This window comes from Thermosporothrix hazakensis, assembly GCF_003253565.1.
Lineage (GTDB): Bacteria > Chloroflexota > Ktedonobacteria > Ktedonobacterales > Ktedonobacteraceae > Thermosporothrix > Thermosporothrix hazakensis.
On sequence record NZ_QKUF01000007.1, the window covers coordinates 252,759 to 275,733 of the forward strand.

Annotated in this window: 20 protein-coding genes; 10 read left to right on the forward strand and 10 right to left on the reverse strand. The window is 51.5% G+C overall.

The features are described 5' to 3' along the window. Positions 1-44 precede the first annotated feature (44 nt). Entirely contained in the window at positions 45-728 is a 684-nt protein-coding gene (locus EI42_RS13045) for a histidine phosphatase family protein (RefSeq protein ID WP_111322564.1), read from the reverse strand. A gap of 238 nt (positions 729-966) precedes the next feature. Here EI42_RS13045 and EI42_RS13050 point away from each other — a divergent pair, with 238 nt between their 5' ends. Continuing rightward, entirely contained in the window at positions 967-1,416 is a 450-nt protein-coding gene (locus EI42_RS13050; RefSeq protein WP_111322566.1) for an SRPBCC family protein, read from the forward strand. 80 nt (positions 1,417-1,496) lie between these two features. Here the strand turns inward: EI42_RS13050 and EI42_RS13055 are convergent, their stop codons facing one another. After that, positions 1,497-1,931, reverse strand: a complete 435-nt coding sequence (locus tag EI42_RS13055; protein ID WP_170142590.1) for an SRPBCC family protein — start codon at positions 1,929-1,931, stop codon at positions 1,497-1,499. 583 nt (positions 1,932-2,514) lie between these two features. Between EI42_RS13055 and EI42_RS13060 the strand changes: the two genes are divergently transcribed. Next, positions 2,515-3,642 carry a hypothetical protein gene (locus tag EI42_RS13060; protein WP_111322570.1) on the forward strand — a complete coding sequence of 376 codons (1,128 nt, stop codon included), beginning with the start codon at positions 2,515-2,517 and terminating at the stop codon, positions 3,640-3,642. A 9-nt stretch (positions 3,643-3,651) separates the two neighbouring features. On the opposite strand, the gene EI42_RS13065 is transcribed toward EI42_RS13060, so the two are convergent. From EI42_RS13065 to EI42_RS13075, 3 genes are all read right to left on the reverse strand, one after another. Then, entirely contained in the window at positions 3,652-4,323 is a 672-nt protein-coding gene (locus tag EI42_RS13065; RefSeq protein ID WP_111322571.1) for an HD domain-containing protein, read from the reverse strand. A 2-nt stretch (positions 4,324-4,325) separates the two neighbouring features. Further along, positions 4,326-7,214: a sensor histidine kinase gene (locus EI42_RS13070; protein ID WP_111322573.1), complete on the reverse strand. Its 2,889-nt coding sequence runs from the start codon at positions 7,212-7,214 to the stop codon at positions 4,326-4,328. Between the two features lie 275 nt (positions 7,215-7,489). Then, a complete protein-coding gene (locus tag EI42_RS13075) occupies positions 7,490-8,698 on the reverse strand; it encodes a YihY/virulence factor BrkB family protein (RefSeq protein WP_111322575.1) in 1,209 nt (402 codons plus the stop codon). 287 nt (positions 8,699-8,985) lie between these two features. Here EI42_RS13075 and EI42_RS13080 point away from each other — a divergent pair, with 287 nt between their 5' ends. After that, a complete protein-coding gene (locus EI42_RS13080; protein ID WP_170142591.1) occupies positions 8,986-9,285 on the forward strand; it encodes a J domain-containing protein in 300 nt (99 codons plus the stop codon). On the opposite strand, the gene EI42_RS13085 is transcribed toward EI42_RS13080, so the two are convergent. Further along, on the reverse strand, positions 9,272-9,925 hold the full coding sequence (locus EI42_RS13085; RefSeq protein WP_111322579.1) for a zinc ribbon domain-containing protein: 654 nt from the start codon (positions 9,923-9,925) through the stop codon (positions 9,272-9,274). The genes EI42_RS13080 and EI42_RS13085 overlap by 14 nt on opposite strands. 84 nt (positions 9,926-10,009) lie before the next feature. After that, positions 10,010-11,374 carry a helix-turn-helix domain-containing protein gene (locus EI42_RS13090; protein ID WP_111322581.1) on the reverse strand — a complete coding sequence of 455 codons (1,365 nt, stop codon included), beginning with the start codon at positions 11,372-11,374 and terminating at the stop codon, positions 10,010-10,012. A gap of 418 nt (positions 11,375-11,792) precedes the next feature. On the opposite strand from EI42_RS13090, the gene EI42_RS13095 reads away from it, so the two are divergent. Together EI42_RS13095 and EI42_RS13100 are read left to right on the forward strand one after the other, a co-directional pair. Beyond that, positions 11,793-13,880, forward strand: coding sequence for a DNA gyrase/topoisomerase IV subunit B (locus EI42_RS13095; protein WP_111322583.1), 2,088 nt, complete (start codon positions 11,793-11,795; stop codon positions 13,878-13,880). A 3-nt stretch (positions 13,881-13,883) separates the two neighbouring features. Further along, positions 13,884-16,370, forward strand: coding sequence for a DNA gyrase/topoisomerase IV subunit A (locus tag EI42_RS13100; RefSeq protein WP_111322585.1), 2,487 nt, complete (start codon positions 13,884-13,886; stop codon positions 16,368-16,370). A gap of 64 nt (positions 16,371-16,434) precedes the next feature. On the opposite strand, the gene EI42_RS13105 is transcribed toward EI42_RS13100, so the two are convergent. After that, positions 16,435-16,779: a DUF4342 domain-containing protein gene (locus EI42_RS13105; RefSeq protein WP_174843923.1), complete on the reverse strand. Its 345-nt coding sequence runs from the start codon at positions 16,777-16,779 to the stop codon at positions 16,435-16,437. 281 nt (positions 16,780-17,060) lie between these two features. Between EI42_RS13105 and EI42_RS13110 the strand changes: the two genes are divergently transcribed. The 3 genes from EI42_RS13110 to EI42_RS13120 are packed head-to-tail and all read left to right on the forward strand — an operon-like array spanning position 17,061 to position 18,868. Next, positions 17,061-17,462 (forward strand): EVE domain-containing protein, encoded by a 402-nt coding sequence (locus EI42_RS13110; RefSeq protein WP_111322587.1) that lies wholly within the window; start codon positions 17,061-17,063, stop codon positions 17,460-17,462. A gap of 27 nt (positions 17,463-17,489) precedes the next feature. After that, complete coding sequence (locus EI42_RS13115; protein WP_111322632.1) at positions 17,490-18,335, forward strand: aminotransferase class IV; 846 nt, start codon at positions 17,490-17,492, stop codon at positions 18,333-18,335. Between the two features lie 29 nt (positions 18,336-18,364). Continuing rightward, entirely contained in the window at positions 18,365-18,868 is a 504-nt protein-coding gene (locus EI42_RS13120) for a PaaI family thioesterase (RefSeq protein ID WP_111322634.1), read from the forward strand. Between the two features lie 82 nt (positions 18,869-18,950). Here the strand turns inward: EI42_RS13120 and EI42_RS13125 are convergent, their stop codons facing one another. Beyond that, positions 18,951-19,568: a helix-hairpin-helix domain-containing protein gene (locus tag EI42_RS13125; protein WP_111322636.1), complete on the reverse strand. Its 618-nt coding sequence runs from the start codon at positions 19,566-19,568 to the stop codon at positions 18,951-18,953. Positions 19,569-19,997: 429 nt separating this feature from the next. Then, complete coding sequence (locus EI42_RS13130) at positions 19,998-20,879, reverse strand: general stress protein (protein ID WP_111322638.1); 882 nt, start codon at positions 20,877-20,879, stop codon at positions 19,998-20,000. A gap of 394 nt (positions 20,880-21,273) precedes the next feature. Here EI42_RS13130 and EI42_RS13135 point away from each other — a divergent pair, with 394 nt between their 5' ends. Together EI42_RS13135 and EI42_RS33235 are read left to right on the forward strand one after the other, a co-directional pair. After that, positions 21,274-22,512, forward strand: a complete 1,239-nt coding sequence (locus EI42_RS13135; RefSeq protein ID WP_111322640.1) for an NAD(P)/FAD-dependent oxidoreductase — start codon at positions 21,274-21,276, stop codon at positions 22,510-22,512. A gap of 82 nt (positions 22,513-22,594) precedes the next feature. Next, complete coding sequence (locus EI42_RS33235) at positions 22,595-22,783, forward strand: hypothetical protein (protein WP_111322642.1); 189 nt, start codon at positions 22,595-22,597, stop codon at positions 22,781-22,783. Positions 22,784-22,975: the final 192 nt, after the last annotated feature.

Below are 22,975 nucleotides of genomic sequence, written 5' to 3' on the forward strand. Positions count from 1 at the left end.
AGAGCCACCGAGGAGAAGGTGTAGCTCTCCTTTTTGATGCTGCTCTATTCGTCGTACTGGAATGACCCTGAAATGACCTGGGCGGCCAACCCTGAGAGATGCCCATAAGCGGCCCAACATCTCAGCGTGCCTGAGACCTCTTCCTCGGTGGTCTCAAGGTCGAGCTCAGTTACCGAGCAGTTATGGTTGCCCGCAAGGTGTTCCTGTCCCAGGGACTGATGGCAGATTGCCAGCGCTGCGACCATAAAGAGACCGCCATGCCCCACCAGAATGATGCGTTTGTTCTGCTTGCCAAGCGTCATTTGCTTGAGGCCACGCCGCAGGCGATCGGCGACCATGAAGAGATTTTCGCCCTCGGGAAAGCGGCTCTCAAACTTGCCGGTGTACCAGTCCTGCAAGACCTGGTCGTGAATGCGCCAGTTCTCGACAGTGGGAGGCCTGCGTTCCAGATCACCAACACCGATTTCGCGGAACTCTTCCATAACGGTGATTGGAAGCCCGAGCTCATAGCCGATAATCGATGCGGTCTCCCGGGCTCGCTTGAGTGGAGACGCATAAATTTCATCTATATGCTTATCCCGAAAGAAGAGGCCGGTCTGGTGGGCCTGGAGCACGCCCTTGTCGGTCAATGAATAATCAACCAGAATTGATGAAAACTCTTTGGTAATGTTGGCGGGATTCTCGCCGTGTCGGACAAGAAAAACAGTATTTCTGTAGATATGACTCATAGTTTTAGATGTTCCTTTTTATTGATACTCCGTTTTGCAGTGAACGGCTGCCCTTTTACTATACAGGAAAATTGGTTGAGTTGAAATGGGTGAGCTTGAGGAGTGCGATGGAGAGGGGACGCATTCGCCTTGTGATATGATACATATGTCGTTATTTCTTTGTACTGAGCAGCGGTAGCACTCAGTCAAGCTGAGTCTTTTTTCTACAGAATAGAGAGAAAGGTTGTAAAGGGGACGTATGGAATTTTCTGGCTCACAAACAATAGCAGCGCCTATCGAGAAGGTGTGGTCTTTTTTGCTCGATGCCAATAATGTGTTCTCCTGTGCTCCCGGCTTTCAGAGTATGGAAGTGTTGGGTGAGGAACACTGGAAAGCGCTGATTTCAGTAGGTGTTGGCCCGGTCAAAGCTAAATTCACGATGGACGTAACCCGTCCCGAGATGCAGGAACCCGAAGTGATGCTTGTCAAGGCGCGTGGTAAGGCTCCTGGCAGCGCGGTTGACCTTTCAGGCAAGATGAATCTGAGTGTGCTGGATGATACTCACACAAAGATGGACTGGAGTGCTCAGGTGAATATCAGCGGGACGATTGCCAGTGTAGGGGCAAGGCTTATCAAGGGGACTGCTGATAAAGTAACCTCACAGTTTTTTCAGTGCTTGCGCCAGAAGCTTGAGAGCGGAGAAGCCTGAGCAATATCCGGGACAAGAAAAAAGGTCCGGCCCGCATAGAGACCTATGCAGGACCGGGCCTTTTTGCTCATATAGAGCAACTAGCCAATGTTCTTCTCCAGGTTCTTGAAGATAGTACCAAGCGTGTTCTTCGCGATACCCTGGCCGATAGGATTGTTTGCAACGGCGACTGCACCTGCCAGTTCCGCATTTGCGTCATAGGACAGCAGAGTTCCGTCGGGTTCCTGCGTGAGCTGGATCTGTGCTACGGCATTGACGGAACCGCCAGTCCCGGAGCGCTGGACCTGAAGCTCAATGTAGTTGGGTTTCTGAACGCGGGCAAGGTTAATCACAATGCCATAGGGTCCCTTCAGACCGGGCAGCGGAGTAGAGATGTTCGCCTTGATCCGGTTCCCATCTAAATATTCGATAGATTCGCAACCTGGAATGCTTGCTTGAAGGACCTGAGGATTGAGAATTGCGTCAAAAACCTTGTCTACAGGTGCATGGAACTTGTGTGTACCGTTGAGTTTCATCCCGGAAATATCCTTCCTATCTACGAAGTCTAGCTTTATAAGCCCTATGTATCCCATCGTTTCCGACGGGATTGACTTTCTGATCTACTAGGATCAGGCTTTATTGTAGCGGTTTCGGCGCCGACTTTCAAGAAGTTAAATACTTTTTTCCTGAAATTCCTATCCAGTCTTTGAATGAAGGCTCCGCTTGTCAAGCTACCTGTTTGTTTTGTTTTAGTTGTACGCAGTTTTACACCCGGGGGAAAAAGGTAATCGCTGAAATAGAGGAATAACTGTCTTTTTAGAGGACCGGAAACACAATTATTTATCGTGTCAGGGACGTTGAAATAGCTCTATCCAGAGAAAACTGAACAATGGGAAGCGGCCTCTCAAGAGCTCCTGGTTTCTCAAAGGAAGAGAGGTATCTTGCTCTGCTTTTGTATAGAGAATCGTTGAACTATACAAGCGGCGCTGCATGCGAGAGATGAGGCATGTGCTATTATGGCTATCAATGCCTGAACTTGAGAAGAGGTGTGTTATACTGCCTGTAAATGTTCCAAAATATATCTTTTGTAGATGGAAAGGTGAGAATTTGGGGGCTGAAATGTCGGTGTATAGAGAGCCAGAAGAGCAGCTTCAAAAGACGTGGTATGCTCGAACGGCCAGAGAGAGGCATGATCTCTCGGCTTCGGTTGAAGCGGCTCTACGGGAGAAGGTACAGGATGCGGAGGGGGGTGGTGAAAGTACTTCCGCACGCGCTCTCATTCCTCCCCGCTTCAGTTTGCGACATCGGGCTATTCGTGCGGCTCCGTCATCGAAAGGTGCAACTACTACCAGAGCTTCGGCCAGGACGAAGGTGCCTACGCGGCCACAGCTTCCCGTTGTGGAAAAGCAGTCAAAGGAGCCTGTTACCTCGCCTCCTCGTAACCTGAATATCATTACACGCTTTATGAAGAAGATCTCATCTTCTTTTGCGGCACAGCCACGCGAGCGAGTGACCGCAAGTGACCTTGAAGAGACGGAACAGGAGGATACACGCCCGATTCGGATCATTTCGCCAGCACCCGAAATGCCGTCGCTTGGCTCACTACCTCAGCAGGATTTTATGGCGACGCCAGACGATCAATGGAGCAAGTTCAAGACGGTGGAGACGCCCGCTGTGAGCCCGTTTGTACCGGTTTGGCCGACGCCTATTCCCAGTTCCATGGGCTCCATTGGGCCATCACAGTTTGGGACAGGACCGCAGCGCCTGGCTGGGCGAAATACAAAGATTCGCCTGGAAACTATTCCGCAACAGAAGACCCAGGAGATGCCGACGTTAAAGCGGATCCGCTGTGTTGTGCCACCAAGGCCCGAGCAGCCCGCTGAAGCGATGACAAGTGCTCATATTCCGGCGGCGTTCTCGACCGGGCCTAAGAAAGCCACAAGCGCCCATATCCCGGTGATTGAGCGCTATAAAAGTCGAATCCTGCCAGCAATCAGGCTGCGGGAAAAGCAAGAGGAGCTGAAGCGGCAGCCCGTACATGGCTCGGGTGTCTTTGAACAAGGGCAACGTGATGTTTCGATTCATCTGCAAGCCGTCACAAGCAGTAGCGTCGTGTGGGTAACGTTGCTCTCTGATCCCGGCCCGGTTGTTGTGCAGTATGTCTCTCTTCAGCCAGAAGTTGGCTTCACGGTTCACCTTACTGCTCCAACAACGAAGCGGACAGCGTTCAATTTCGTCGTCTGGTAGGCGAACTCATCAGAGTTCACCTACCACCTCTGCACGCAATCTCTTGAAGAAGGCTTTCATGTAGGTATAGCGCTCCTTTGCCAGGTATTTCCCCGTGCTGGTCGTCATTCGTTCCGGCAGATTCCCGAAGAGGAGCTCAAATTCGATGCTTGGTGAGTAGTCAGGACGGCGACGCAGTTGCCGGATCGTTTGTGGTGCCACTGGCGTCTCGATCTCGGCGGGGAGCTCGGAGTAGACTTTCTGATTGTAGCGCCCGGTAATACAAAACAGCCGCCCGATACCGATCGCGCCAAGACAGTCTATTTTATCCGCGTCGTAGAGAATACGCCCCTCTAGCTGTGTGGGAACCTTGCCGCCTGTCATGCGATGTTCGCGAATAGCCTGTTGTACCGCCGGGATTGAATCCTGTGGGAACGGTGTCTGTGTGAGCAGATCGCCTGCCATCTCGGCACCAATCAGGGCGTGATCACCTCCGTGACGGCGTTCGCGCTCCTGCCCAATATCGTGAAAAGCGACGGCTGCCCAGATAATGGGCAGATTGCCCCCCTCTTGCTGTTGAATTGTTTCTGCCAGCGCCAGTACACGCGTTATATGGTCAAAGTCATGTGACGCATCCTGGCATTCCTCCTGTTCAAGCGCTTTTCGAGCTCGCTCCAGAATCCAGCTACGTAAAGAAGACATATTTATGAGGTTCCTTCTAACAGGGGTAATGTGATGATAAAGCAGCTTCCCTCACCTGGTATGCCACTACTTTCTACGCGGATCGTGCCCCCATGCAGATGGAGGAATTGCGCGACCAGATAGAGGCCCAGGCCGACGCCCCGTGATTGGCTGTGTGAGATGTTGGGGGCGCGGTAAAAACGCTCAAAAAGGCGAGATTGAGCCTCAACAGGGATGCCAACGCCCTTATCCTCCACATGTACCTCTGCGACTAGTTTGCCATTATGCAGCCTCTTTTGGAGGGTAACTGTAATCGGCCCCCCTTGCGGGCTATATTTTATCGCATTTTGGAGCAGGTTGGCAAAAATCTGCGAGAGGCGTGCGCTATCACCTTTCACGCGGTATTCCCCTTCCTTCATGTTAAAGTGAAGTTGATGGATGGGAGAGGTTGTCGCATGATCTTCGACGGCCCGATGAATGATATCTGGCAGGTTGATCTCTTCTTCTTTGATGATAATCTGACCCTTATTCAGGCGAGTGACTTCGAGGAAGGTATTCACAATGTTGGTTAATTGATGGGCCTGATCATCAACGATGGAAATACTATCATGGAGCTTGGCACTGAGTGTGTTGTTAAGATCGGGATGTTTGTTCAGGTTGCGGGCCATCATCTGCACATGGGCGACAATAATGGTCAGCGGCGTGCGGAATTCATGGGCTGTGATGCTGAGAAACTCGTCTTTGAGCTCGTTTGCCTGTCGCATAATGGCCTCGTTCAGACGCGCCGTTTCGGCCTCCTGTTGCAGGCGGGCCTGTTCCACAATAAGGCCGGCAAACTGGGCAATCCCTTCCACAACCGTGAGGTCCCAGGAAGAGAAGAGCGGGTTGGAGAGTGGACGCGTTGAGCCTGACTGTCCCTCTTGCTCTTTTTGCAGGAGCAGGGAGCGATCAAGCAAAATAAGCCCTTGAAGCGTGCTGTTATGCTTGATGGGCGCGGCGAGGATCATGGTTTCGTAGTAGGGGTTGGGATGTTCCGGGCATTGATCACCGCTGATCAGAGTCACGTTCCCGGCCAGAATGCGCTGGCGGAAGCCGGCGTACTGGTCGCCCTCTGGATAGAGCCAACTTGCTTGTTCTTCCAGCCAGGAAAGTCCTCGTTCATCCTCAAAGCCGATGGCGATAAAGGGCACAAAGTCCTGTTGGTCCTCATTGTAACGCAGCACCATGCCCCGATTGCAATTTAACGCTATCAATGTGCGGGCAAGCAAGCTATGAAGGAGCTCTTCAATGTCGGTCTGACCGGAAATAGCCTCGGCGGCATGGAGGATCGTATCCAGGGCACGCCGCACGCGCCGTTCAGCATAAACCTGCTCGGTGACATCACGAAAGGCGCAGACGATCCCCATTTGCGTCGCCGTATCCGCATAGACCGGGGCAACATTGACTTCAATAATACGGTCTATGTCGTCCATCTGGCGGCTGATATAGCGCTCTCCCCGGATATGTTCGCCTCGCAAGGCGCGCAAGAGCGGAAAATCTTCAGCCGGAATGGGTTGTCCTTGCAGAGTATAGGCGCGTTGTAGCCGGGTGATCTCAGCGGCTTGAATCGGTTTCTTATGTGGAAGCGTGAGCAGGCGACGGGCCATACTATTGTGCATAATGCCAAATCCATCCATGTCAAGCACAAGGATGCCTTCGCTCATCGCATCAAATGTTGCTTTCAAGGTGTTGGCGCGTTCGGTTGCCAGGGTGGCGGCCTGATGGGCCTCTGCCAGAATCCGTGCTTTCTCGATTGCAAGGGCACACTGGGCTGCAATATCCAGCGCGAAGGCATAGTAGCCAGAAGTCGGAGTACGGGCTTCGCGGGGATAATTGATAAAGGCTATACCCAGACAGTGAGTGGTGGTGTCTTTTTGCTGTCCCGATTGCTGTTTCTCTCCCACCAGAGGCACAATCATACAAGCGCTCGAACCAAGCAGTTGAAACCAAGCACGCTCTTCTGCTTCGGCCTGGTGTGTCCTGATGAAGCGCGGAGAGCCTTCTATTGCCGCCTGTTCACAGGTTGGGAGCAGGGAAAGTGCGGGGGAAAGGGGAAAATCCGAGGCCCGTGCGATCGAGCCGCCGGTTCCTGTAACGATAAGGTGATCTGCATGCAGCAGCGCAATCACGGTACTTTCTGCTCCCATACCCTGCACCAGTTGCTCTGACGCGATATCCAGAATCGTTGCAAGTGCTTCTCCTGAATTGACGGCTGCGGCGACTTTATAAATAGATTGAGCGCGTTGGATCAGTCGTTCGGCTCGCATACGTTCGGTCTGGGCTTCCTGATAGAGGCGGGCATTGTGAATCGCAATGGCTGCCTGATGACCGATGGCCTGAGCCAGTTGTTGCTGTTCGGGAGAAAATGTGACCGTTTTGCCGGGATTATCCAGTGACATGACGCCAACGGGACGGTCCTCACGGATTAGTGCTACCAACAATACAGAGTGTACAAAGAATTTCTCCGCGATGGTACGCATAAATTGGCTTGATGCTTTGCGTAGGTCAATAATCGAGAGGTGTTTGTGCTCCTGGTGGAAGAGCTGATGTACGACGGGGTCATTGTAGGGAAGGCGGCTCCGGTGCCAGATATAATCAGCTATTTGTAGCTTTTTGCCTCTTAATTGAGGCGTAGCGAAATGGTAGGCTGAAGGAAGAAAGACTCCCTGCGCTTCGTCAAGGAGCCAGACGGCGCACCGTTCCACCTCACATACTTCCGTCGTCCGTTTTACCAGAACCTGAAGGATTCGGGTTGGGTCCAGCGATGAGGCAAGCAGTTCAGATAATTCTCTCAACAGTTCGCTTTCACGCAGGGCATTGAGGAGTTGATGGTGTTCCTCTCCACTCGTCGATAAAGGACGCTTATCAGGCATATTCTGACCTCGTCTGGAGATACAACCGGTACAGAGCGCTGTTGAAATGGTATTGCAAAGCTTTTGCCCTTGTATGGCTGTGTTTCGGGGTTTTTGAGAATCTCACTGGTTTGAGTGAAAGTGTAACAGATCCTCATGACGCACGTCAAGGAATATGCCGGTACAGGTAATGAGCGCTTTTTCCTGATACAATCTTCCTGCGCACGCGCTGATGCGGCCTTCCTGTCTTGCAAAAAGCGCCTCCAGAAAGCTCTAGAGGCGCTGCAGGCTGTACTCTATCTGGCGGGTTTCTTTTTCTGTTCGCGTCGCAGGTTGAGCCATTGGAGCAAAAAGGCCAGCGCGGTTCCCATGATGACTTCTAACAGGGTTGGATTGATAGCGGTTTTTCTGGAGGGTTTCTGTTTACGCTGCTCTGGCTGGTGCTCTGCTTTGTTCGGCTGTTGCGCAACAGATGCTGTATGAGCCTGTTCTGTTGGAGTACTATCGACATAATGGGGCTCGCGTTGCGTTGTATTCAGGTGGAGCATGCCGCCCATTGCACTGATAAACGTAACCACATCGTTTGGAAGCGGACGGAGCTTCTCGAAGAAGAAAGCGTTTACCTCTGCGCCGACTATTAAGATGATGGCGAAATAGTAGAAGAAGAGCAGAAGAATAACGGCAAAGCCTACCTGTCCTGTGTAGCTGCCCATTGAATGCTGAATGTAGAGCGGGAAGAGCAGCAGGAAGAGTTCGAGTGCAACGGCTGCAACAAGCGTCCCACACCAACTGGTCCGAAAGCTGATTTTCTGATTGGGCATAATCGTGTAGATGGCGCCGAAAAGGATACAGCCAACCAGAATACCGCCTAGAACGCTACTCAGATAGGAAATGAGCGGGTTATGGACTACTGCTCCCAGGAAGGGAACCATCTGTAAGGCTGGATTGGAGCCAACCAGGCCGAGAATCAGCGTTGGGGCGCTGGCAGCGATAATCATGATGGGAACCAGCACGATAAAAAGCAGAAGCATGGCGATAGAAACCAGATTCTGTTGTAGAAAAGGGCGTGGGCGCAAACGATAGATGATATTCAAACAGCCCTCGATGGTCACAAAGAGGCGCGAGCCACTCCATATAGCCAGAATGACAGCGATTATGGCTATCGTCCATGCACTTTTTCTCAGGTGCTCGACCTGCTGAAACGCGATAGTCATTGCGTTCTGGTTGCCTGCCAGGCCCGGGAAAATGGTTTCGATTGGCTTGAGCATATCAGCGGGGTTGGTAAATGAGCCAAGCGTAAAGCCCAGAATTGCCAGCAGCGCGATCGCGATGGGCACCATTGACATAAGCAGGTTATAGGCCAGTAGGCCTGCCAGATTCATCGACCAGTCATTGTTAAACTTGGTAATAAATTCCTGGATGACATGAGTTTTTTTCTCAGTTTGTTTGACAATTTTTGCGTCGGCCTGTTTGTGTTCTCGTTTCTGGATCCCATCGTTCTGCATCCCTTCTTTCTCCTTTCGATCCGCTGTGCATGGTGGTGCAAGAGTCACAACCGCAACCCTCTATGGATGAGCATTGTTTCTGTCTCAGTCGCTCTTCCTGTTTGAGAGTATCTATACAATTGTACTGAGCAGAGATATATTGGTTATTTCTTTCACGGCCTCTGGTTCTCATGCAGTTTCATTGCATAAAAAAGAGACATATATTATTATTGGAGAGAACAGAGGAATTGAAGGATACAATCGTCTCTGTCTATCGGAGAAAAAACGCACTGACGAGGCATAATAGTATGAGAGCACGTTCTTCGCCCTCGCTTGCATCCCTGCTCTGGGATGTGGTGCGAGTCGGGGTGCGTTCGTTCTGGCAGAGTAAGGCCAACCCCGCCCGCTCGTTTCTCCTGAAACAGCAGGCGCTTAGCGTCCTCGGGCTGCCGCTGAACGCGACCCCGCAACAGATTAAGCGTCGATATCGACAACTGGCAATGCGCTATCATCCCGATCGAGGCGGTGATCCTCGTCAGATGCAAAGGGTGATAGAGGCGTACAATATCTTGATGAAGGAGTTATCCCCTCACTCTAATAGAGCATAGCCCCGCATTGGTTACAGAAGCGTTTGCCCGGGCGGCAACGCGCCCCACACATCTCGCAAAAGATGGCACCCTGTGGCCTGGCTTGTGGCGTCGGCGGTGGCGTCTGGGGTGATGTGTTTGGCGCCGGAGATGGCGGCTGATTGGGCTGCTGTGGCACTGGATTCTCCTGCACGGTTTGCACCGTCTTCTGAATCGTTTTGGCCGCTTTCAGCGCGAAGCTGCCGACCGTGCCAGCGATTTTCAGGCCTTTGGCAATGTCGTTCATATCTTTCTGCACACGATGGGTGGGCGGCAGCATGGTTGAGTCGGAGACCTTCTGAAAGTAGTTTTTGCCGATCTGAAGCCCTTCCCCGTTCCATGAAAGTTGAGCCTGTTCCTGGCGTCCATTGTCGAATTGCATCGAGACAAGCTTTTCCTGCTGTGTATAGCTTCCTTCGTATCTGGTTTCTGGTACGCTATGTGAGATCTGCTGTCCCTGAAGGAATGATTGCGCGGCATTTGCGATGCGGCTGCGATCCTGAACAGTGAGCAGAAAGCGCCCGTTCGGGTAGAGGGTTAACCGATCGATGCGTGACGTGAAGTAGTCCAGTCCCACACCCGAACGATGCTCGCACTCGTATTGTCCTGTGATTGGTTTCATCTGGTGTTACCCCTTATGACGTTTCCTCGCCTGTGGTGGTAGAGCAAAAATGAGTACTCCATCTCACTCCAACTTCACTACAAACTACGCAGAAGAGAGTTCATCGGTTGTGATATCATCTCCGCTGTGGCTCACAAGGTCAGAAAGCAGGCGAGCCTGCTCTAGCTCGTGTTCACTCTCCTGAATCTTGCCAATTTTCAGATAGTGCCTGGCCAGGCGAACATGGGCGCTAATGCGAGCGGAAATACGTTGAGTGTCTGCCAGCTCGCGGGTAGCATTGCGAAATGCCTCTTCTACTTCAGGCATATGGGGATCAATGGCCTCCAGAATGCGGCCTCGTATCGTGTAGGCATCAGCACGCCGCCGTTTATAGCTGCGTTGTCCGGCTTCTAGCGCGAGATTTGCATACTTGCGGGCCTCATCAAAGCGCTTTTCTTCCAGCGCGATATCTGCGAGCAAGCAGGCCGCGCCAGAGACAACGCTTGCCTCTTCTTTCTGGCGTCGCTGTCCCTCTCGTGTGCTGGCAGGAGGCTGTTTTAGCGTATAGAGCCAGGTATGCAGGATCTCCTGAAGGTGAGCTTGAGCATGTTCATGCTGCCCAAGTGCATATTCGAGCTGGGCGATCTGATGAGTGACAGCCGCCGCGGAGAGTTGATCATTGATAGCGCAATAGAGAGAGCGGGCCTGTTCTGCGTGTTTGAGTGCGGTCTGAAGGGAGGCCTCTTTGCTCTGGTGTCTTTCGCTTGCTGTGCGAGGGAGACGGAAAGCCTGCGAGGAAGCGAGGAGCGCCATTCCCCAATGGGCCTCAGCCACATAGCCAGAAGGCGTTGAACGATCCATGATATGCAGTGCGGTCTGATAGTGTTCAAGGGCATCCTCAGGTTGCTGAAGCTCGCGACAGGTGCCAGCGAGATGCAAGTGGAGTAGCATGAGATCCTGCCGTTGCTCCTGAGGTAGGAATTTTGGTTCAGGTGGACAAATGCTGAGCGCGTAGATAAAATCCTGTTGTGCCCGCAAAAATTTGCGCTGTTCAAAGAAACATTGCCCCCGTAACGCGGCGAGCCGCCAACGTTGCCGGGGTGGGATCTCTGGTAAGTAGAGATGCTCTAATAATTGAATCGCGGCTGCGATTTCTTTCTTTTGCAGATGGAGCGCGGCCCTTGCTCGGGTCTCTTCAAAGAGCTGGTCAGGTTGAGAGCCTTGATCCTCGGTTTCTTTATTCTGTTGTGCAAGATATTGTAGATCTTCAAGGGGGAGATGTAACCGTTCGGCCAGATACCGCAGGCTGTCCACTGAAGGCTCGATTCTGTTTCGCTCGATTTGTGAGATCAGACTGGGACTGTACTGATTGCCAGCGACCTCTGCTAAAGATAGCTGCAATTGTTCCCTCGCAGCTCTTATGCGACCCCCTAGCGTATCTGGTGATACGTGCTTAGACGGACGAGGCATAAGCCTTTGCCATCCTCCCTGATGTAAGGTTAAGAATAGGTAAATGAGTAAGTATAGAACAATTCAGGATAATTATAATCGAGAAAAAAGAAAAATACAATACCGAGCGAAAACGAGGTTTACATAGATCATCAGTCTAGCAGGCCTATTGAGTTTCTATGTATCAATCCTTTATCATAAGTGGTATCTTTATCGGTTAGAGCAATGGTGTTGCTGGAGCATCATTTTTTATCGTTTGGCCTTCTACCATGTCTGTACTTGCCGAGGAAAAGTACTGAGATTCCATTTTTGCGCTGGCAGGGAAGAAGGAATGCATAGAACTTATGACCCAAAAAGAAGCCGGGTTATCTTGACTTTCCAGATATTAGACGTTATCCTGATTAGGCAAAAAGCATGATAAAGAGAGGTATAGGGTTTGATGTCTCGTTCCCCAAAAGCACTCCCTCCTGCTCAAGACGAGGTAGGCGCGACTCAGGAGCAGTTTTCATTTTTAGTGGCACAAAGTCCTACCGAACAGAATGGGGAAGCCTCATCTGAAACGGCAAAAGCTTCCCGATCTGAGAAGAAAGGATCGAATTATACGTCTGCCGATATTCAGGTACTTGAGGGCATCGCGGCTATTCGCCATCGCCCGGGTATGTATATTGGCTCGACCTCTACTTCGGGGCTGTTGCACCTGATCTGGGAGGCCCTTGATAACGCTGTAGATGAGGCTGTGGCCGGGTATGGAAAACATATCTGGCTTTCTCTCGATCGTGATGGCTGGGTGACAGTGCGAGACGAGGGACGTGGCTTGCCGTTCGATCCTATGCTTTATCAAGGTGAATATCTTCCTGCTGCGACGGTGATCCTGACTGTACCGCATTCTGGAGGGAAATTCTCTGAAGGCGTGTACAAGACAGCAGGTGGTCTGCATGGTGTTGGCACAACGGTAATTAATGCCCTTTCGGAGCGTCTGGAGTTGACAATCTGGCAAGAAGGGCAGCAGTTTACCCAGACCTTTAGCCGAGGTACCGCGTTGCCGCATCATATCGGGCCCTGTGATCCATCGCTGCACGGAACACAGTTCCGCTGGCTGTACGATCGTTCCGTCTTTGACCCAGATGCCTACTATTCACTGGAAGCGATTATCAGTCGTCTGAAGGCGTCAGCATATTTGAACCGTGGTGTGTCGTTCCATCTGGATGCCTGGGATGAGGCTTCGGGTGAGCAGGTCCAACAGGTCTTCTACTCACGAGAGGGCCTGCCTGATTATGTGCGTGATCTGTCGGAGGGAACCAGCGATCCACTGTTTAAATATGTTATCGGCATTGCAAAAGAGAAGGATGATGTTTCGGTCGAAGTAGCGCTTCAGCCCACATCTGGATATAAGATCGCGCTCTACAGCTATGCGAATGCGGTGCGTACCCGCGATGGCGGTGTACATGAGACGGGCTTTAAGGCGGCCTTAACCAAAGTGGTCAATGATTACGCCTTGAAGTTTGGTGTCATCAAAAATCGTGAAAAAGACGGTTTCAGGCCAGAAGTGATCCAGCAAGGATTGAACGCGGTCATTTCGGTGAAGCTGGTCAACCCTCAGTTCCAGGGGCAGACAAAAGATCGTCTGAATAATGCGCCGGTTGAAGGTATCGTTCGTTCAGTCGTTGACGAGGGGTTGAAAGAGTGGTTTGAACATCATCAGGGACCGGGCAAAGAGTGGCTCAAGAAGATACAGCAGATGCAGAAGGCTCGCAATGAAGCGCTGTTGGTAGAAGAATTGGCGCGGGCTGGCAATAAGAAAAATGGCGAGATGATGGATACCTCGCTGTCCAAGAAGTTTTTACGCTGTAATACCAATGATCCATCACGAGCCGAACTCTTTATCGTTGAAGGTGACTCGGCGGGTGGTAGTGCCGGTCAGGGTCGTTTTTCTGACTTCCAGGCTGTGTTGAAGCTGAAGGGGAAGCCGCTGAACGTCGCGAAAGCCGACCTGAAGAGTATCGTAGAAAATGATGAGATTCGCACGATTATCAATGTCCTGGGAACTGGGACGCGTGACACATTTGATATCACACGCTTGAAGTTTAACCGCGTGATTATTGCAACCGATGCGGATGTTGATGGCCTGCATATTCAATGTCTGTTGTTAACTCTGTTTCACCAGGAGTTTAGTGATCTGATCGAACGCGGCCATGTCTATATTGCTTGCCCTCCGCTCTACTCGGTCAAGTACAGAGGCAAAGTCATCTGGCTGCTGAACGATGAGAGTCGTGAGGAGTTTTTGCGCACGCATCCCGACGCACGGAATATGGAGTTCAAGCGCTTTAAAGGACTTGGCGAGATGAACGCCAAAGAGCTACGTGAGACAATGTTTGATCCTGCTCGCCGGGTGTTGAAACGCGTGACGATGGAAGATGGCGTGCTGGCTTCCAAGCTGGTCGCAGAGTTGATGGAAGATCGAAATGCTGAGCGGAGACGCGTCTTCCTGGCCGAACATTCTCGTAAAGTGAAAGAACTGGATGTGTAGTGTATGGCTAGTGTCTCGGATAACACAATTGAACCGGGGATTGTTCAAGAAGATTTTTCGGTCATTATGTCGCATGCCTTTGCGACATATGGTCTCTCTGTAGTCACCGATCGAGCGCTACCCGACGCTCGTGACGGTCTTAAGCCCGTTCATCGCCGTATTCTCAGCGGGATGCGGGAGGCTGGCTATCTCTCAAATCGCTCAACGGTGAAGAGTGCCGAGGTAGTTGGGTTGATTCTTGGTAACTATCATCCTCATGGTGATACTTCTGTGTATGATGCTGCTGTGCGTATGTCGCAGCCATTCTCGATGCGCTATCCCTTGATTGAGGGACAGGGCAATATGGGGAGTGAGGACGGCGACGCAGCTGCTGCCTACCGCTATACCGAGATGCGCCTTTCTCCTCTGGCTGAAGCGCTGATGGCCGATATGGAATGTGAAACGGTCCCGCTGCATCCGACCTATAAGCAGGACCCGAAGGTACTGGAGCCGGACTATTTGCCCGGGCGCATTCCACCTATTGTGAATCCGTCGAGTGGGATCGCGGTTGGCCTCTCGACCAATATTCCTCCCCATAACCTGACCGAGGTGTTGCGGGCCTGTATTGCTCTGCTCGATAAACCTGAGATGACGGTTGAAGAGCTGATGACATATATTCAGGGCCCGGATTTCCCGCAGGGAGGCCAGATTATTGGTATCCAGGGGATTAAGGATTACTTTACTACCGGCAAGGGGCGTATTATTGTACGGGCCGATGTGCGGCTTGAGGAGACACCGCGCAGCCGCTCACTGGTAGTGACACAGATCCCGCCGATTGGACGCGATAAGGTGAAAGCCTCGATTATCAAGGCGTTCAATGCGCATAAGCTTGAAGGGCTGATGGCTGATTTGCGCGACGAAAGCGATACCGAGAAAGGTACGCGTATTGTGCTGGAACTGCGCAAAGATGCAGACCCGGCGCAGGTGCTTACTCAGCTTTATCGTGAAACCGATTTGCAGGTAGCGCTTTCATTTCAGATGGTCTTTCTCTTCGGTACTCCAATGCAGCAGGCTCGTCAACCAAAACAAGTTGGCATGCTGGAACTGCTGAACTACTGGAACGAGCATCAGATTGATGTTCTGACGCGGCGCACACAGTTCGAGCTGCGCAAAGCTCAGGAGCGCTTGCATGTGGTTGAAGGTCTGATGATTGGTGCTACCCATGCGGAAGAAATCGTGCGCATCTTTCAGCAATCGGAGGATCGAGCCGCGGCGCGGCGGACAATCGAGGAGCGGTATCAGTTGACTCCCAGACAATCGGATGTGATCGCCTCGATGACGCTTTCACAGGTTACGCGTCTCGACACCGGTAAGTATCTCAAAGAGCAGGAAGAGCTTCAGCAGCGTATTCGTGAGCGTGAACGCCTGCTTTCAGATCGTCGGGCTTTGCTCTCGTTGTTAAAACGTGAGATGCAGCAGTTGATCAAGCGTTTTGGGGATGAGCGTCGCACGGTCATTGATGCTGAAGCCACAATTCACACGCCGATTACCCGGGTACCAAGCCTGCATGAGCGTGAGCCGCTGACCGTTGTGTACACTCGTGGCGGCCTGCTGAAGGCGCTTCCGGCGGATACCTATACTCCAAAGAGTAAGCAGCCAGGTGAGCCTGCTGTATATACTCCAGTTCGGAGTGATGAGCAGTTACAGCAGGTAATCGCGACGGCAACCGGTGAATATCTGCTCTGCATCGCATCAAGTGGACGCGTGTTTCAGCTTGCGTCCCATCTGATCCCTTCCTCGACTCGTTCGGGCAAAGGTGAGCCAATCGCCAATCTGCTTGAGTTGGAAGAGGGGGAGGAGATTGTCAGCATTCTGCCGATCAGTTCGTATGAGGAGGAGCGCTATCTTGTTACCTTCAGCGAATATGGCAAGGTTAAGAAGTCACCTCTGAGCGAGTATAAGACGGCAGATGTGGACGGTGTACAGGATATGAAGCTCGCGGAGGGAGATAAAGTCGTAGCTGCGTTGCTCTCAAGCGGACGTGGTGAGTATTTTGTCTCAACCGATTATGGGCAGACGTTGCGCTTCAGCGATGACACCTTCCGCTCACAAGGTCGTGTGGGTCAGGGCGTGGCTGCGATCTCGCTGGCGAAAGGCGGCACTGTGATCAGTGCATCGCATCTGGATGCCGACCAGGCAGAAGCACAGCCAGATCAGTTCAGTATACTGGTTGTCACCGTACAGGGAACTGTCAAAAAGGTGCCGCTCAGCGAGTACCCGCAACGGGGACGCGCGACGGCTGGCGTCGTTACCACTGAGTTGCTTGAGACTGATCGCGTTTTCTCAACAATGCTGGTACATGAGCAGGATCATGTGCTTCTGGCATGGGAGGAGAATGCCCGTAGTAATCAAGTAACCGCTTTACGCATTGCGGATCTGGAGCCGGCGCCCCGTATGCAGGGGGGGATGCAGGTAGCAAATGGACGCGTCCTGAGCGTCGTCAAATTGTAACAGAACCGAGGAAAAGCGCTCTCGATATTCTCCGAGAGCGCTTTTCTTTTCGCATGTATGCTTTTTAAGGGGTAGGAGGAACCTCATCCTGACGAATTTCTTCAATCCGACGCTCCTCCGGGGTTTTCTCGCCTGAGCGAATAACCTCGATGGAACAGCGAGTCAGCAGTGCGCCCAGAACGCCGATAGCTGCAAGCTGCGGTGCCAGCAGAACGCCTGCAACGCCGATAGTCAGCGGGATCTCAAGCAGTGTGTGACCGTCCTGCTTGATAATGACGCGACGGACATTTCCTTCGTGAAGAAGTTCCTTGATTTTTGTGACAAGCTGCTCACCAACGACCTGTAATTCCTCAACACCATAGGTCTTCTGCTCAATATTGGGGTCGGAATTCGGGTTTGTCTGAGTCATGGTTAGCTCTCCTTACTTCTATTTCGACGTATACGGAATGCTCAATAGGAAACGACCGTTTGCTTACTCTGCGCAGAAAGCGTTCGGCTGATTACTGGTGTGAGCTGATTTGTTTACGGATCGCTCGCCAGTGTTGTATGCTGAATGTGTAGCCATGCTATTTTCTTCACGGCTACATCTTATATACGGTAACAGAGGGGAAAAAGTTGAAAAATTTAACGAGGATTTGCTATTTTTTTTATCCTCTGATTGGTAACTTTGCGTGTAGAAGGAGGTGTGGGATGGCTTTTTACCTTGCAAAAACGGAACCAGCTGAGTATTCTATTTTAGATCTGGAACGAGAAAAGCGAACGACGTGGGATGGCGTGCGCAATCCGCAGGCAGTAAAGGCGATTCGCGCTATGCAGCTAGGTGATGAGGTACTGATCTATCATAGCGGTAAGGAGGAGGCTATTGTCGGTGTAGCAAAAGTGCTTTCAGAGCCTCGCCCTGACCCGAACGATACGAAAAGCTGGGTGGTTGAGCTTGGCTTTGTTCGTCATTTGACTCGCCCGATTCCCTTGCGGGAAATCAAGGAGTCGCATCTTTTTGATGATTGGAGTCTGGTGCGGCAGAGTCGTCTATCAACCATGCCTGTACCGGAAGAGTTTATCGCATGGTTGCAACAGGGCCAGACGCTCTAATTACCGCCTGGAAGGAGTGCTTGCGAGATGCTGGATACATCTGCTATTTGGTATGTTGGCGGAAAATGGGTGCATCCCAATGAGGCAACTCTTTCAATTAATGATGTTGCTGTATTGCGGAGCTATTGCGTGTTTGAAGGGTTAAGAACCTATAACCGCCGCCCATTTCATCTACACGATCATCTGATGCGCCTGTTTCACTCGGCGTCCTTGATTGATCTGGAAGTACCGTATACCCTGACTGAGATTGCGGCTATCATTCATGAGGTGATCGAGCGCAACACGTATACTCATGCCTCGATTCGTGTGCTTGTAACCGGCGGTGAGAGCGAGGATGGTGTGTTGCCGACAGGGAAACCAGTTCTAGCTGTGTTAATAACTCCATTGCCTGAGCGAGATATGGAGCGCTTTGAGCGTGGAATCAAAGTCATTACAGCACGGATAGGGCGTGAGCTACCGGAGGCGAAAACGTCAAATTATGTGCAGGCAATACGAGCTTTGAAAGCGGCTGCACGCCAGAATGCGGCCGACGCTCTATATGTCAATGCAGAAGGCGAGGTGCTGGAGGGAACACGCAGCAATTTTTTTATCTTTCGCGGAGATGCCCTGATTACGCCTCGTGAGGGGGTATTATCTGGGATCACACGAGATACTGTATTGAAGTTAGCTCAGGGACGCTTCGCAATTGAAGAACGACCGATTCTCGTTTCGGAACTACCCGAAATTGATGAGGCATTTCTATCATCCTCATCAAAAGAGATCACGCCTGTTGTACAGATTGATGATCTCGTCATCGGTTCTGGCAAAGCCGGAAAGCGTACATATGAGCTGGAACAACGATTTATTGATATGGTTCAGCGAGGCGATTTTTAAGAGAAACAGCAGAAGGAATGTCTGTCGTAATGGAGAAAGAGACGCGGATAGAAAGAACACGTACATTTGCCTGGGAAGATCCAATGCGGCTGATGGAGCAGGGAAAAGCCATGAGCGGCTTCGAGTATTTGAAAGCGATTCAGCATGGGACTTTGCCGCCACCCCCCATTGCGTGCTTGATTGGAATGGAACTGGTGGAAGTGGAGGAGGGGCGCGTTGTTTTCACCGGCCGTCCTGCTGAATATCATTATAACCCGCTTGGGACAGTTCATGGGGGAGTGGCGGCGACGCTGCTTGATTCGGCAGTTGGGTGTGCCGTTCACTCGAAGTTGCCCCTGGGTGTCTGGTATACGACGATTGAATTGAAGATAAACTATCTACGCCCTTTGACTGCCGAGACCGGAACAGTCTATGCCGAGGGAAAGGTGATTCATGTTGGCGGTCGTATCGCGACTGCTGAAGGAAAACTAATAGACGCTGCAGGTAAACTGTATGCGCATGCAACGACAACGTGTCTGGTGATGCGCTCATAAGCAGACACTCTCGGTTCTCAGAGAGCAAATAGGAAGCCTGCTACAATTGACTGTAGCAGGCTGAGGGAGTAAGAGGTGATGTTCAGGCGATCTCATTCAGGGACTGTTGTTTTTTTGGACCGCCTAATGCTTTCTGTGCGGCTTCCTTCAGGCGAGCTTCGCTACGTGCGCCAAAGCCCGAGAGCTGGCGGATGCGCTGCTGTTGCGCTGCCCACCATAGTTTCTCTACAGAGTCAATTCCCAGTTCTTCATACAACCTGATGGCAGTATAAGGGCCGACATGTTCGACATTGAGTAAGGCCCGTACACCGGTTGGCAAAGCAGGCAGACAGAGGCCATTATGAAAGGTCATCACACCTTTCTCCACCAGTTCCCGAATGCGGGTACGCAGGCGGTCGCCAAGTCCGGGTATAGGAAGCGCCTCTCCACGAGCCAGAATATCTGCTGCGGGTTCTGCCAGGTCCAGGATGCCTCGCGCCGCATTACGATATGCCTGAATACGATAAGGATTGCCTGCCTGACTCTCAAGCAGGTCTGCGATCCCTGAGAGCACTTCAGCTATCTGACGGTTGCTCACCTTAGGTGAGACCTCAGCCTCCGGCTCCATGCCTGGCAAGACCGGCTGTGATGGACGTTTCCCAGAGCGTGCGGGCAGGGATGGGACGATTTGAATTGTTTGGGTAAGCTGGAATATGCTCATATGTTGTACACTAACCTCTTGTGTAGTGGCACTCACTAAAAAAGCGTACGAATTACGGTGAAATAAGAAGGTCAAAATACGTTAGTGTACGGAGAGATATATTGAAATCGTGTTCTAATTATAGCATAAATTTCTTCTATCGTCAAAATTTCTATTCTCAGAGGCTGCCATAGTGTATTGCGCCTCTTTTCTCTTGCATCCTCTACTCTACTCTTCTTTTTCTTGCATCGAAATTCGGAAATGGAGGCGCTAGAAGCCGAACGAATAGGGTGCGTTATGAGTGTTTGGAGAACCGTTTCTGCGATTATTGCGTAAGCTCAAAGTGGGTGATTCTTTGATGAATGATAGAAAGATATTGATTGAGTATGTATAGAGGGTTAGAGAAAAAAGAGAGGTGAGGAGTTTTTGTAACTCCTCACCTGTTTGCTGTTAGCGTCGATCATAAGGTGATTCTGTAGAGCGTCTCCATTGTTCTTCCTCGGTGAGATCACGCTTACTGATTTCGTGTTCTTTTCGCTCGGTTACCGGGGGAATATCGTGTGAATAGGTTTCGGCTGGTCCCTGTTTTTCTGAAGGTGTGTGGCCTTCATAGTTGGTTGTTTGTGCCTGCTTCTCGGGTGTATAACCTTCGTAATGAGCAGGTTGCATCTTCTCTGGGGCTGGCTCATTATACTGCGTGTAGCCGGGGCTGCCGAGTGGTGTTCCGCCAGGATAAGCAACCGGGCCTGGTTCTGTAGAAGTGGTATCCATTGGGCGCTGATAAGGCGGTACCTGATTTTCAGATGTATACTGGACATCGTTCTGATCGGTTTGCTGTACCTCATTATCTGTGCGTACATAGGCCCCGTTCTGGCGCAGAATAGTAAGCGCATCCTGATAGCGGTCGCCGGCTTTTACAGTCACAAGGGTTCGACCGGCTTCAATCTCTTCTTGGTAGTATCTGGCTTCATCCGCCGGGATGCCCATGTTAGTAAGAGCTCCGATTAGCCCACCGGCCACGGCTCCAACTGCGACACCGCCAAGTGTTGCAGCCAGCACACCACCTGCAATAGCCGGACCAATTCCCGGGATAAGCAAGGCAATGCCTGCTCCAACAACGCCACCGACCACGCCGCCGCCGACTGCACCTGCGGCTGTTGCTGTTGCCTTTGCCTCAGCTCCTGACTCTGTGACTGTATCTCCTGTCTCTGGATTGCGTGCGATGAAACCTATCTGCTCGTTGGTGAAACCTGCATTCTGAAGCTGTTCAATAGCATAATCAGCCTGAGTATGGTCGGTAAACACGCCAACGACTGTAGTGCGAGTATACATACTAGCCCTCCTTTCAGCCTGGTATAAAATTGTGCTGCTCACAGGCTAGAGCGAATAAGAATGTTCTCTTTTGAAACTATTCTAATGTCCATCTTCGGTTCAAATGTTGTATCCCTCTGGAAATACACGAGTCAGGGAGGAAAAAAGTTGCGTATCCTGGATGATCTCCTGATACCAGGCGGTTGATAAGGTATTTTGGCCTTGCTTTCTGATATTGTCGCTGGAATACTGCACCGTGTATACTATGTCAAACAGAATGGTTGGTGTTATAGAGTAATGATTGTTGCTCAATAACCAAATCTGTGATCCTGTTCTTTCCCGACACCGGCCGGTCGGTTTCTTTATTTGTTTTGCAAATTTGCATTCTCCATACTCTCAAAGTAGAAGGAATTCCATGTCTGAAGCGTATAACGTGTTGATCGTTGGAGGAGGGCCAGCGGGCCTTACTGCGGCAGAAGCCGCTGCATCTAAAGGGGCGCGAGTTGTTGTCCTTGAGCGTCAGAATGAAATAGGGTACCCCATTCATACCAGCGGAGGTAGCTGGATAAGTGACATGAAAGCGCTTTCTGTTCCCGAGCATCTTTATCACCCTATTCACAACGTTGTGTTTGTTTCTCCTGACCGTGAAGTCAGTTTCCATTATGATACTGCGCTTGCCTGTGTGGTTGATATCCGCGGATTATACCAGTATCTGGCGGCAAGAGCGATAGCAGCAGGTGCCGAAATTCGGGTACGTCACACAGTGGATCAGGTATTGAGCGAGGGCGAGCGTATCGTTGGCGTTACGTATAAAAATCATGTCAGCGCGCGAAGCAGCTTATATGCTGATGTTGTTATTGATGCAAGTGGATTTTCGCGTCATGTTGGCGTACGTACCGAGATGGGCTCGGCCTTCCATCGCTATGGCTTTGGTGCGGAGTATGATTTGTACGCTCCGGCTTATCCTCAGGACACTGTGTACTTAATTATGGGAAGTATCTATGCCCCTCAGGGCTATGCATGGGCTTTCCCCAGAGGAAATGGAAGAGTTCGGCTTGGCGTTGGTGTGATTCATCCTGATAGTGATGAGGATGCTCGTCCTTATTTGAACAATGTCTGGAATATGCCACAACTGAAGGAGAAGTTGAAGGGAGCCAGTCCGATTGAGTATCATACGGGACTGTTCCCTGCTGAACGACCTGTAGAGCGTTTCTCGCGTTCGGGGCTCTTGCTTGCTGGTGATGCTGGCTCTCATGGGTCAACTCTGGTTGGAGAAGGAATTCGTTTCGCGATGTACTCTGGGCAGATGGCTGGCGCTGTCGCTGGAGATGCTATCAAGGCCGGTGATAACTCAGCTGAGTTCCTTAGCCGCTTTGATAGACAGTGGCGAGCCCGCTTTGGTCGTGATATGGAGATCTCATATCTGGTGAATAAGCATATTGCGGCATTTAGCGATGAGCAGTGGAATGGAGCGCTTGATATGTTGAAACGCCTGACCCCCGCGCAGGTAGCTCAGGCACTGCACTGTGATTATAGTGCCGGGTTATTTATGGGAATGATTGCCCGTAATCCACGACTCCTCAGAAGCGGTGGGAAGCGCTTTTTAGAACTGCTGCTAGAGCGTATTCAGCGACCCGCAACGGCAAATGCCTGAGTGATAGGGGGGAACTGCTGTGCCTGGCTTCCCCTCTGTTTTTTGTTTGTTGGAAATTCCCTCTTGACAAGAGCGAGGGGATGTGCGAGAATACGCTTCGCCGCAGGGAATACGGCTGGCAAGGCCCACAGCCCGAGATGACGGGGCAGAAAAGGGACTTGACAAGGACGTGTCGATGTGGCATACTAACGACGCCTCGAACGCAGGTTCGCTCTTGAAGGTCCCAGTGGCGGCCAAACAAGAAGCGCATGCAGCTCTCGCGCCACGGTAAGGTGGCTCTCCACGGGTTCATGATTCCCGCGTGTTGTTTTCGACGAACGGTCGTTGCTGTCATGTGACAGTGATGATCGGGCGGAAGAGTACAACGCTCTCAAGCAGGAACGTGCCCGGTGTGAGGGATGGCAAGCCGCAATGATGACGGGACGAAAATCCCGCTCAAAAAAGGGCTTGACAACGTGAGGCC